An 11,473-nucleotide genomic window follows, 5' to 3' on the forward strand; every position below is an offset into this window, starting at 1 on the left:
CCGCATCGTCATCCTCGAAGACCAGCTCGAAGAAGCCCAGCGCATCAACGCCGAACACCACCGCACCGCCGAAGCGGAGAGCCCCACGGCAGCGGGGTGAGATGAGCGTGCCCGCCGATTTCGGCGGGCGCCGCACGCAGGTCGGAGTGCGCGTTGTGATCGTTCCTGTGGTGACGTCGTGCGCGGGCGTGTAGCGTCTGCGTCAGCTGTCGTGGTTCGGAGTTCCCCTTTGCCCACGCTTTTGGTGTGGGCGTTTTGCTGTGCTGTGCCGCAGGAACCAGGGCGATCACCTCCGCCTTCCACATGGAGTGGGAGGCACTCATCGACTGGAAGGCATGACTATGGCTACGGGAACTGTGAAGTGGTTCAACGCGGAGAAGGGTTTCGGCTTCATCGCTCAGGACGGTGGCGGCCCGGATGTCTTCGCGCACTACTCCGCGATCAACTCCTCGGGCTTTCGTGAGCTCCAGGAGGGCCAGATCGTGACGTTCGACGTCACCCAGGGCCAGAAGGGCCCGCAGGCCGAGAACATCAGCCCGGCCTGACCTCTCAGTATTTCCCGAGGGATCGCGTACGCCGTGTCCGGTGACTGCCGCAGCCCGTGCGGGCCGTGATTTCAGCCGGACAATGGGACCGCTCTCGTGCCGGGCGTCGACAGTGACCTGGGGTGCACAGGATCAGGGCCGCGCAGCCATGGCTGCGCGGCCCTGATCTGTCCCGCAACGGCTGCCCGGTGTCCTCGGGACCCGCAGGTCCCATAGCTGTCCCTCATTGCCCCTCCCCGGCTCGGGTGCCCACCGTCAGCATCGTGGGGCGGTGTCGCGCTTATGTCGCCACCAACGCACCCTAGGGCGGGGGCTGTTCCACTTCAGCTTGCCCGTTCGGGGTGATGGCTGGCTATGTCTCCTGCCCGGGTGGCGGTCCGGCGACTGCTGGGTCCAGATAGGAGGGACCGGGTAGGCCCTTGCGACGCATGGCGATCCCGGTCAGCGCCTCGAAGATGGCTCGCCGGGCGTTCATCGTGGTGGTGTAGCCGGGATCGAGGTGGGGTGCGACCTCGACGATGTCCATACCCACGACTGGCGTCTCGTGACAGATCCGGCGGATGGCCGGCAGCAGTTCGCGGTTGGTCAGGCCGGGTGGCTCGGGTGTGCCCGTGCCAGGCGCGAAGGCCGGGTCCAGCACGTCAATGTCCAGCGACACGAACAGATACTCCGGCCCGTCCAGCGCCTCGTCGATGGCCTGTTGGAGGACCACGTCGAATCCGCGCCGGTCGATCTCGGCCATGAAGTGCGCCCGCAGCCCGTGCTCGCGCATCCAGTCAAACAGTTCGGCGTCGGGTGCGATCGCGCTGCGCAGACCGATCTGGATGAAGTTGCGTCCGGGGACATGCTCGTCCTCGATCAGCCGGCGAATCGGTGTGGCGTGCGAGACGAGATGGCCGAACAGGTCGTGGGAGCAGTCCGGATGCGCATCGAAGTGGATCACGCCTACCTTGCCCGCCCCATACACGTCGGCCACGGCCGCGGCATCCGGCCACAGGATCGAGTGGTCCCCGCCGAGCACGATCGGGATCACGCCGGTTGCGGCGATCTCGCGGACCAGAGCGCGGATCGGTTCCATCGAGTTGTCGATACTGAAAGGGTCCACCGCGGCGTCACCGTAGTCGACCACCGTCAACTCCTCGAACGGTTTAATGCGGGTGCTCGGATTGACCAGCATCCGCGGAGTATTGGGCAGAATCCGCTCATCGGCCCTGATCGCACGCGGCCCGTAGGCCGCCCCCCGGTGCCCGGTCGACATGTCGACCGGGGCTCCGACGACTGCCACATCGACGTTGCCCGCACGCAGGTCGTCCGGGTTGAGGCACAGCGGCAGCCCGAAGAACGTGGCGATCCCGGCGTAAGCCGGTACGAACGCATACCGCTGCAGGTTGATCGGCCCGGGCTCGCGACTCGGGTCGGACGTACGGTCGAGTTCCCATTTCCAGGCATCCGGCGGTACACCTTCCATGACCGGCTCCTTTCGATCCCGTCCGGACAGCCGCCTAATACGGATAGCGCCGGACTGGCCGCACGGCCGTCACTCAACCCGACTTGTGGTGATTCGCATCGCACCTTGGCGAGACAGACCGCAACAGTCAGTCGTTCGGACTGGAGCCCCGCCGCCTACGACTCCGCCGCTTCTCCGTCGCCGCCCAGCTCGTCACCACCGCTCGCAGGCACCACCTGCGATTCGCCCACCTTTGGCCCTGGAGCAGCGTCATCACCAGCGCGATGCACCTGTCCCTATGGCCAGCACAGAACCGACCCGAGACGTGGAACCCGGCGCCCATCCCACGCGACAGCCGGACCACCAGCCTGCCCGCAGTCCGCCCGACGAGCCGAAACGGCCCACCGGAAGAACGACTGACCCGTCACGAAAGTGCGAGGCTAGGATGCCGAAGAGCTGGCCGCATCACTGGAGGGCCGCGGGCGCCCTCCTGAATATCCGGCTCGGCACCTGGTCGACCGGACATGTCTTAGTTCAAGAAGCGGCGCAACCAAAGCTGATAGCGCCTGACCACACGGCTCGGGGCTTGGTGAACCTCCATGATCGCCCCGAGTGCACAGCCTACGAGCACGGAGGGCGCATCGCCTGCGCGTAGACGGGAGGGCGATGGCTCCTTGTCACTCCGGTGCCTCGATCCAATGGAGGCATTTGCTGTAGTCAAAGTTCCACTTCAAGCAGAGTTGCATCCTGATCACCGAGTCCCGATCCACGAATTCGGTGATGATCTTGTTGCCGTCGATCCGGGAAACTCCGACCTGCTTGTCGAAATCGATCTTCATCTGCTCTTCAAGCGCGAGGCTCGACAGCGCGTATTTGCGCTGAGCCTCCGGGTACTTGAGGAAAACTTCCTTGATCGCGTTGCGAAATTCAACGTCTTCGTAGAGTGCATCCGCCATGCCTGCCTCCTTGCTTTCGGTTGGTGTCACGTCTGTTCACCTGCATTCTGCGAGTCACCTCACGGAAGCGCGCGCCGTGTGTCACCTGAACGGGCTCATGCGCCTTTTGGCCTGGTCCGGTGGATGAGGCGCCTGTTGATCCAGCGTGTGTGCGCATACGGAACACTGCGCACACTGGTGCTACGGCCAGCGCGCAGCCCGTCGTGATCTACCTACCCGCCGGACGAGGATGGCGGCCGGCGCGTGCGCATCGCCGACGCGATCGTCGGCCATGCGTTCTTTGTGCAGGACATCGCCCGGTTTCATGCAGGAGGCCGGACTTCGGGGGTTCGACAGGATGGACGTGGTGCTCAGCGCGCTGATCGGGTGACGGGGCGGCGGGCCGGAGATGACCACGCCGGTGTGGCCGGGCACTTCCGTCGAGGTGCTGGCGGTAGCCAAGGCTCTGCTGCATGGTGGCGGGATGGGGAGGCGGGAGACAGGGGAGGAAGTGGTCCGTCGGGTGGGACGGGACGCTTTGAGTTTCCTGACCGAGGCAGGGTTCGCAACGCCGTCCGACATCGAAGGAGGTCTCGAGTACACCGGTCGAGGCCTGAAGATCGCTGTTTACCACTACTGGTGGGTCCATGAAATCGCGGTGAGGGCGTTCGTGGAAATGGCGGAAAAGCCCCTATCTCCATGCCGCCGGGCCGAAGTGGATAGCCTCTACGTCGAGTGCGGGCTTGGGGCACCGAATCATCTGCCGGGGACCGCAGGAAATGCGCGCCTGACGGAGGTCAGAGTACGGGCGTTCGCAAGTGCCTTGAGGGAGCTACTACCGTTCCTGCTTGGCGCCGACCGAGACGCACTCATTCGTAGGGCTTCAGCCCGCTGATTGCAGCATCCGGCTCGGCGCGAACACGGAACTTTGAGGCCAATCGAGTGATCAGGCGGCTCGTGTGAGAAACGAGGGCGTCACGGTGGGCTCCAACCGCCTTCTCGCCCTCGCCCCCCCACGCTCGCCGAAGCAGTACGGGCCGCGGCGACGAAGGCGTACCTGATCCTGGACGGGACGCTTCTGCCAAGATCAGGGGGCAAGGCCCCAGAGTTTCGGGGAGCGTACGGAGTCCAAGTGTGATGAGCCGGATCCTTGAACTCTGGCCGGCCCGGCCGCGGCCGCGGCCGCCTGGGCCGGGACCGGGCGGACCGCTCGGCCCGTGGAGCCGACGTGGACGGTGCCAGTCCGCCGTGGTTCGATCTCCGCGTCCCGCTCGATCTGGATGCGCTCCTCGCCGAGGATCCGGAAAACGTGACCGGGATCGACGTTCACCCACAGGGATGCGTCGAACTGCCGGATGGGTACGGCCATGTGTGTCGCGGCCAGGGAGCCCACGGCTCGGAGGTCCTTCGCCCGGCTCGATGCGGACAAGAACCTGGTGCCGATCGTGTCGTTGCGCAACTCCCACCCTTTCGAGCACGTCACGGTCGACAGGACGGCGGTCGCCTTCACCGATGATCTGGGGAACTCCATCACGCTGGATCTCGCGAGCCCCGATTTCGCCGCACGCTGACCCCTTGCCACCGGCGCCCACCGTGTCACAGGCACCTGCATGGATCTCCACACCGCTGGCGCCGAACAGACACGTGTTGTTGGTCGACCGTCCACGGACAGCGCGTTGGAGCGACACGATCCAGCCATTGAATCTCCCCGCACGGTGCAGATCAGCCACCGCGCTCTGATTCCGTTTACGGAGTGGGGGGACCACACGTGACGTCCGCATACGCGGAGTCCGACAGACCGGACTCCGACAGACCGGACTCCGACAGGCCCGCGCCCAGGCGGCCGTACGGCGCCCGTGGGCTCGGTGACCGGATCTTTCGGTACCAACTGACGGCCAGCGGTGTCGTCGTCCTCGCCATCATGGCCGCGGTCGGCCTGTTTCTTCTCCTGCGGGCCGGTCAGGCTCTCGGCGCCCGCGGGTTCTCCTTCCTCACCACCGCTGCCTGGCAGCCGGACGTCCACAACTTCGGCATCGCGGCCGTGCTCACCGGCACGCTGCTGATCGCCGTCGTCGCCGTGACGATCTCCGTGCCGCTCGCCGTCGGCACCGCGCTGTTCATCTCCGACGTGGCACCCCGCAGACTGCGCCGCACGCTCATGACGATGGTCGACCTGATGGCGGCGGTACCGTCCGTGGTGTACGGGCTGTGGGGGCTGTTCTTCCTCCAGCAGCATGTGATCGGGTTGTCCCGGTGGCTGTCCGACTGGTTTGGCTGGATCCCGCTGTTCGCGGTGGACGGCACCCAGCCCGGTGATCCGCTCGCCTCCGAGAGCGTCTACACGGCCTCCACCTTCGTCGCCGGGATCGTCGTCGCGCTCATGGTCGCGCCGATCCAGTGCTCGGTGATGCGCGAGGTCTTCGCACAGGCCCCGGCGGGCGAGCGGGAGGGCGCCTACGCGCTCGGCGCCACCCGATGGGGCATGATCCGCGCAGTCGTCCTGCCCTACGGCAAGGGCGGCATCATCGGCGGCACCATGCTGGGGTTGGGCCGGGCGCTCGGCGAGACCATCGCGGTCTATCTGATCATCTCGCCGGTCTTCACCATCCAGCCGCACATCCTGCAGACCGGCTCGAACTCGGTCTCCTCACTGATCGCCCTGCACTACGGAGACTCCTCCGAGTTCGGCATGTCGGCGCTGATGGCGGCGGGGCTGGCGCTGTTCCTGCTCACCCTGGCGGTCAACTTCACCGCCTCCACGGTCGTGGCCCGCTCCCGGTCCGGCGCACAGAGCGAGGCCTGAGATGACCGTCGTAGAAGTCGAGAAGACCACCCTTGGCCCGGAGGCGGCGCCCGTGCCGCCCGAGCCCGGTCCATTTCCCGACCAGCCCCGCCGTATCGGAGGCGTCTCACGCTCCGGTGTGCTGTCGCTGACCGGCGCCGCCGCCTCCGGGTTCTGCGTCACGATTCTGCTGTACGGCGAACTCGCCCCGTTCTCCGGTGTGTTGGGCTTCGCCGTCACCTTCTACCTGGCGTTTCTCGCCGTCTACGCGGTGTTGACAGGGATCGAAGAGGACCGGGAGGCCGTCCGTGACCGTGTGATGACGGTCGTGCTGTGGACGGCGGCCGCGCTGTTGTTCTCGGCGCTCGCCCTCGTCGTCGGCTTCACCGCCTGGCGTGGTAAGCAGGCGCTTCCGCACGGCAACTTCTTCACCCAGGACATGCAGGCGGCGGGGCCGCTCGACCCGCTGACGAACGGCGGCATCGCCCACGCGATGCTCGGTACGCTCATCATGATCGCGATCTCGCTGGCGATCACGGTCCCGCTCGGACTCGCCTGCGCCGTCTATCTCAACCAGATCCCGGGGCGCTTCTCCCGCTTCGTCCGCACCATCGTCGAGGCGATGACCGCGCTGCCGTCGATCGTGGCCGGCCTGATGGTGTACGCCACCTGGATCCTCGGCCTCGGCATGCAGAAGTCGGGCCTCGCGGCCGGGTTCGCGATCAGCGTGATGATGCTGCCGATCGTGATCCGCGCGGCGGACGTGGTGCTGCGGCTGGTGCCGGGGACGCTGACCGAGGCCGCGGAGGCGCTGGGCGCGCCGCGCTGGCGGACCGTCTGGCACGTGGTCCTGCCCACCGCCCGCTCCGGGCTCGCCACGGCCGTCATCCTCGGCACCGCGCGCGGCATCGGCGAGACCTCGCCCGTGCTGCTCACCGCGGGCTTCACGGCGGCCCTCAACGCGGACCCGACCGGCGGGCCGATGGTGTCCCTGCCGCTCGCCGTCTTCAACTTCGTCAAGTCGCCCGAACCCACCATGATCGCCCGCGGGTTCGGCGCGGCGGCCGTCCTCATGGCGCTGGTCCTGGTGCTGTTCGTGATCGCCCGCGTGATCGGCGGCCGTGGCCCCGGTCACCAGACCGGACGCCAGGCCCGCCGCACGGCCCGCGCCTCGCGCCGCGACGTGGCCCGCTTCGAGGAACTGCACGCTCCTGAGCTGACCTTGTTCGACGACGCCGCGCGCACCGACGACGGCCCGCGCACCGACGACGGCCCTCGCACCGAAGCAGCCCCTCGCACCGAATCCGCCTCCGCCCCTGCCACCGCCCCCGGAGAGAACGCCTGATGCGCAGCCACCTGACCAACGCTCTCCGACGCCTGCGCGCGCCGGCGACCCTCGGCGTCCTGCTCGGCGTGGTCGCCGGGCTGCTGGCCGGGCCCGCCGCCGCGCCGGCCGCCGCCGAGAGCTACACCCCGATCGCGGGCGCCGGCTCCACCTGGGCGGAGAACGCCGTCGACGAGTGGCGTCGCGCCGTCAACCAGTACGGCATGCGGATCAGCTACGCCGGCACCGGCTCCTCCGACGGCCGCCGTCAGTTCCTCAGCGGCACGGTCGACTTCGCGGTCTCGGACATCCCGTTCCAGACCAGCCCGACCGACGGCTCGGCCGCCGAACGTCCGTCCTCCGGGTCGTACGCGTACATGCCGATCGTGGCCGGCGGCACCGTCTTCATGTACCACCTGACCGTCAACGGCAAGCGGGTCACCAACCTCCGCCTCTCCGGAGACGTCGTCACCAAGATCTTCACCGGTGTCATCAAGACCTGGGACGACCCGGTGATCAAGGCCGACAACCCGGGGCTCCAGCTTCCGCACCGGCCCATCGTCCCCGTCGTCCGCTCCGACGGCTCCGGTTCCACCGCCCAGTTCACGCTGTGGATGGCGAACCAGCACAAGTCGCTGTGGCAGGCGTACTGCAAGCGCGTCGGCCGCTCCGGTGCCTGCGGCCAGACTTCGTACTTCCCGACCGTCTCCGGCATGATCGCCCAGTCCGGCGACCTCGGCGTCGCGGGCTACGTCGCCCAGAACTACGGTGAGGGCGCCATCGGTTACGTCAACTACTCGTACGCCCTCAACGCGCACTATCCGGTCGCCAAGGTTCTCAACCACGCGGGCTACTACACCGAGCCGACCCCGCAGAACGTCGCTGTCTCGCTCCTCAAGGCGAAGATCAACACGGACAAGGGTTCCTCGGACTACCTCACCCAGAAGCTCGAGGGCGTCTACCGCGACAGCGACCGCCGCAACTATCCGCTGTCCAGCTACTCGTACATGATCCTGCCGCTGAAGGTGCAGGGCACCTTGACCAAGGCCAAGGGCAAGACGCTCGGCGCGTTCTCCTACTACTTCATGTGCCAGGGCCAGCAGCAGGCGCCCAAACTCGGCTACTCACCGCTGCCGATCAACCTGGTCCGGGCGGGCTTCGAACAGATCCGCCGGATCCCGGGCGTGCAGGCGAAGAACATCGACATCAAGGGCTGCAACAACCCGACCTTCACCAGCGACGGCAGCAACAAGCTCGCCGAGACGGCTCCCTACCCCGCCGCCTGCGACAAGAAGGGCGCCGCGCCCTGCACCTCCGGCAGCGGAGGCGCCAAGGAGAAGTCCGGGTCCGGTGGTTCGAGCGGCGGCAGCGGCAGCGGCGCCGGCGGTGGCACCGGCAGTGGCGGTACGACATCCGGTGGCACGTCCGGCGTCTCGTCGACCGGCGGGACGACCGGCGGGAGTTCGGCAGGCGGTGGCGCGGCGAGCGGCGGCGGTCAGCCGTCCGTGGACCCCGACACCGGGCAGACGCTCGCTCCGGGCGGCTCCTTGGCCGGTGGCACCGCCGTCGACGGCACCATCGCCCTCGCCCAGCCGGTCGCCGTGGCCGGACGGCACGGCTGGACGAGCGCCCAGACGCTGATGCTGCTCGCGGCGGCCCTGATCCTCGGGCTGGTGCTGCTGCCGTCGGTCGTCTCCCGGGCGATCGCCGGACGCAGGGGCGGCAGCGACACCAAGGACCGCACGGACGGGAGTTCGCGATGAACGGACGGATGCGCGCGGTGAGCCGCATACGCAGACTGCTGGTGCGCCTCGTCGCGGGCGCCGCGGTGGGCGCCCTCGCCGGCCTCGCCGTCGCCCAGACCGCCCCGCCCGCGACCGCCGCGACCTCCACCGGGTCCGCCGTCACCGTCTCCGGGCGCGGCGAGTTCAAGGACATGAGGTTCACGGTCAGCCAGACCCGGCACCTCACCAGCCAGGCGATCAGCGTCACCTGGACCGGCGGCACTCCGACCACCTTCGCGGGCACGCTGTTCAACACCGACTTCGTGCAGATCATGCAGTGCTGGGGCGACGACGACGGCACCGTCCCGTCCAACCCGGGCCCGTCGCGCACCCAGTGCCAATACGGTGCCTCCCCGACCACCGACCGGGGCAGCTGGCCCGGCAACGAGTTCGACGACACCCGCAGGGTCTTCTACAGTGCCGACCCCGCCAACTACGGCCAGGACAACCGGTACGGCGCCGGTAACCCGTCGGGCGTGGGCGAGGTTCCCTTCAAGGCCGTCGACGGTACGCTGATCAGCAACAACACCCAGAACAACGCCCTGTTCAACCGCAACACCACCAACGAGGTCGACTTCGCGCGCACCAGCGCCGACGGCACCGGCCAGGAGTACTTCGAGGTACAGACCGCCAACGAGGCCCCGCATCTCGGCTGCGGCGTCCCCGTCACCTCGCACGGCGTCACCGAGCCCCGTTCCTGCTGGCTGGTGATCGTCCCGCAGGGCCACCTCGACCTGGACGGCAAGCCCTACGCCGACCACAGCCAGGTCAACGCCGGCTCCCCGGTCTCCTCCACCAACTGGCAGAACCGCATCGCGGTCAGGCTCGGCTTCAACAGCGTCGGCACCAACTGCGCCCTCGGCTCCGACGAGCGGGCCACCACCGGCAGCGAGCTCGCCGCCGACGCCATGACCAGCTGGCAGGCGACCCTGTGCCCGACCGGCACGGTGTACGGCTTCACCCAGCTCGGTGAGCCCGACACCCGGGCCCGCCTCATCGCGGACGGCTCCTCCGGACTCGCCTTCACCACCCGGGCGCTCGGCGCGGACGAGGGCACGACGGCCCCGAGCGACACCACCGTCTACGCGCCCACCGCGCTCTCCGGCACCGTCATCGGCTTCACCATCGAACGCAGACCCAGGGCCGGAGCCTCCGACGCGATCCGCAGACTCGCCGGAACCAAGGTCGAGTCCATCGACCTCAGCCCCCGCCTGGTCGCCAAGCTGCTCACCGAGTCCTACCGCAATTCCCCGTGGGGAGCGATCTCCGGCTCCACCGTCGCGAGCGGCTACGGCTGGGCGCAGGACAACCCGGCCGGCCTGGCGAGCGACCCCGAATTCATCGCGCTCAACCCGGAGTTCGCCGACCTGTCCGTCGCCGAGACCCCGGCCACCGACACCGACCTGCTCACCTCGCTCGGCCACAGCGACTCGGCGCGCGCGGTGTGGCAGTGGATCGTCTCCGACAAGGAGGCCCGCAGCTTCCTCACGGGTGTGCCCGACGACGACGGGATGCGCGTCAACCCGTACTACAGCACCAGCGCGGATGTGAACCCGACCGGCTTCGCCTTCGACCCGGTCGGCACCGACACGTACCCGAAGAGCGACCCGTGGTGCACGGTCCCGCCGGGCACCGGCGCCACCGAGAAGCAGTGCATGATCGACTTCCACCCGTACGTGTCCGACCTGCACAACGCGGCCCTGCACACCCGGCGCGCCGACAGCCTGTGGAAGGCCACCTGGGATCCGCTGGCCAGCCCGCCCGCGTTCAAGAGCCCCGGTCCGCAGACGGTCGGCTCCCGGTTCGTGATCACGGTCACCGACGCGGCCTCCGCCGCCCGTTACGGCCTCCAGACGGCACGGCTGCGGAACGCGTCCGGCGCGTTCGTCGCCCCCACGACCAAGTCCCTCACGGCCGCGGCGGGGAGCGCGTCCGGGGGCAGGGCACCCGAGATCAACCCCGCCAAGGCCACCGCGAAGGGCGCCTACCCGCTGGCCCAGCTGGTGTACGCGGCGGCCCGCCCGGCCAAACTCGACGCGGCGGCCCGCGAGGACTACGCGGCCCTGCTGACGTACGCGGCCGGCGGCGGCCAGGTCAGTGGCGCCGACCCGGGCCGCCTCCCCGCCGGATACGCCCCGCTGTCCAAGGCTCTGCGCGCCAGGACGGCCGAGGCCGCCAAGGACCTCGCCCAGTACACCGGGCCGTCGTCCGACGACGACAAGGGCGGCAGCGGTTCCGCCTCCGGCGGCTCCTCGTCCGGGGGCGGCGACTCCGCCGGCACCGGTGGAGCCTCGGGCGGCACCTCGGGCGGCGGTGGCTCGACCGGCGCAGGCGGTACGTCGGGCGGCGGTGACGCGACCCCCTCGCCGAGTGACCGGCCCTCGTACGACGGTGGCAAGGCCGTACAGACCACGGCCACCGGTGCCACGCCCGCCGACCCGGGGAACTCGCTCCGCTACGCCGTCCCGGTGGGCGCCGCGCTCGGTGCCGTCGCCGGCCTGGGCGCGCCCTTCGCCGGCGGCAGCCGAATGCGGCTGCCGCTGCGCCTGACGCTCCCCGGCGGTCGCACCGTGACCGTCATCCCCGCGCTCACCCTGCCGGAACGGCTGCGCAGGCTGCTGCCACCCCGCCGGCGCTGAGCGCCGGAGCCCGGGCC

At 69.0% G+C, this 11,473-nt stretch carries 9 protein-coding genes and 2 pseudogenes; 9 read left to right on the forward strand and 2 right to left on the reverse strand.

Translation table 11 applies throughout. The annotated features are described in order from the left end of the window. Both ACFU53_RS42300 and ACFU53_RS42305 read left to right on the forward strand, forming a co-directional pair. A pseudogene (locus ACFU53_RS42300) lies at window positions 1-100 on the forward strand (MerR family transcriptional regulator); the annotation flags it as partial. A 241-nt stretch (window positions 101-341) separates the two neighbouring features. Next, entirely contained in the window at window positions 342-545 is a 204-nt protein-coding gene (locus ACFU53_RS42305; RefSeq protein WP_329556469.1) for a cold-shock protein, read from the forward strand. Window positions 546-897: 352 nt separating this feature from the next. On the opposite strand, the gene ACFU53_RS42310 is transcribed toward ACFU53_RS42305, so the two are convergent. Together ACFU53_RS42310 and ACFU53_RS42315 are read right to left on the reverse strand one after the other, a co-directional pair. Next, window positions 898-2,013: an agmatinase family protein gene (locus ACFU53_RS42310; protein WP_384005100.1), complete on the reverse strand. Its 1,116-nt coding sequence runs from the start codon at window positions 2,011-2,013 to the stop codon at window positions 898-900. A gap of 656 nt (window positions 2,014-2,669) precedes the next feature. Continuing rightward, window positions 2,670-2,948, reverse strand: coding sequence for a hypothetical protein (locus ACFU53_RS42315; RefSeq protein WP_384005101.1), 279 nt, complete (start codon window positions 2,946-2,948; stop codon window positions 2,670-2,672). A 388-nt stretch (window positions 2,949-3,336) separates the two neighbouring features. On the opposite strand from ACFU53_RS42315, the gene ACFU53_RS42320 reads away from it, so the two are divergent. From ACFU53_RS42320 to ACFU53_RS42350, 7 genes and pseudogenes are all read left to right on the forward strand, one after another. Continuing rightward, window positions 3,337-3,822, forward strand: a complete 486-nt coding sequence (locus tag ACFU53_RS42320) for a hypothetical protein (RefSeq protein ID WP_384005102.1) — start codon at window positions 3,337-3,339, stop codon at window positions 3,820-3,822. A gap of 117 nt (window positions 3,823-3,939) precedes the next feature. Next, window positions 3,940-4,050, forward strand: a pseudogene (locus tag ACFU53_RS42325) (IS5/IS1182 family transposase); the annotation flags it as partial. 232 nt (window positions 4,051-4,282) lie between these two features. Then, on the forward strand, window positions 4,283-4,498 hold the full coding sequence (locus ACFU53_RS42330) for a hypothetical protein (RefSeq protein ID WP_384005103.1): 216 nt from the start codon (window positions 4,283-4,285) through the stop codon (window positions 4,496-4,498). A 197-nt stretch (window positions 4,499-4,695) separates the two neighbouring features. Next, window positions 4,696-5,730, forward strand: coding sequence for a phosphate ABC transporter permease subunit PstC (gene pstC, locus ACFU53_RS42335; RefSeq protein ID WP_384005104.1), 1,035 nt, complete (start codon window positions 4,696-4,698; stop codon window positions 5,728-5,730). A gap of 1 nt (window position 5,731) precedes the next feature. Then, a complete protein-coding gene (gene pstA / locus ACFU53_RS42340; protein WP_384005105.1) occupies window positions 5,732-7,054 on the forward strand; it encodes a phosphate ABC transporter permease PstA in 1,323 nt (440 codons plus the stop codon). Then, window positions 7,054-8,796, forward strand: coding sequence for a phosphate ABC transporter substrate-binding protein PstS (locus ACFU53_RS42345; RefSeq protein ID WP_384005106.1), 1,743 nt, complete (start codon window positions 7,054-7,056; stop codon window positions 8,794-8,796). Before pstA ends, ACFU53_RS42345 begins: the two co-directional genes overlap by 1 nt. Then, window positions 8,793-11,456, forward strand: a complete 2,664-nt coding sequence (locus ACFU53_RS42350; RefSeq protein ID WP_384005107.1) for a hypothetical protein — start codon at window positions 8,793-8,795, stop codon at window positions 11,454-11,456. Before ACFU53_RS42345 ends, ACFU53_RS42350 begins: the two co-directional genes overlap by 4 nt. Window positions 11,457-11,473 lie beyond the last annotated feature (17 nt).

The organism is Streptomyces sp. NPDC057474, assembly GCF_042802555.1.
In the GTDB taxonomy this organism is placed as follows: domain Bacteria; phylum Actinomycetota; class Actinomycetes; order Streptomycetales; family Streptomycetaceae; genus Streptomyces.